Origin of the sequence: Pauljensenia sp. UMB6358 (assembly GCF_030216865.1) — a bacterium.
In the GTDB taxonomy this organism is placed as follows: Bacteria; Actinomycetota; Actinomycetes; order Actinomycetales; family Actinomycetaceae; genus Pauljensenia; species Pauljensenia turicensis_A.
In genome coordinates, this window is record NZ_JASOMS010000061.1 from 1 (window position 1) to 370 (window position 370).

Here is a 370-nt window from a genome sequence, read left to right on the forward strand (position 1 = left end):
CTTTGAATGAGCCTGCGGCGGGGTCGACGATGATATGTCGGGGCCGGTCCGCGTATTTGTCCCTGTTGTAGTGCCTGTCGGGTAGGTGGCGGGTTTGGTACAACCAGTTGCGGAATTGTTCTGAGGTTTGCGCGTCTGTGAGGTTTCCTTGGGTTTTGGTTGCCCGCCATTCGTCTACCGCGTATAACCTGTCGTCTACACCCAAAGCGAGCATTACTGCGTCTGTGGGGTTGGTTGTGCCGTAGTCCATGCCGACTGCTAGGGTTTGGCGGATTGGGGGAATGTTTTCCCAGGGGATGACGTGTTCGGTGGGGTTCCACATGTCGTAGACTGCGCCTTCGGCGGCTACCCATTGTCCGAGGATGAATCG

1 protein-coding gene is annotated in these 370 nt (G+C 57.0%); it reads right to left on the bottom strand.

Annotated elements, in window-relative coordinates; translation table 11 throughout:
- The coding region (locus QP381_RS08635) for a hypothetical protein (protein WP_285068544.1) at nt 1–370 on the bottom strand (370 nt) is incomplete at both ends.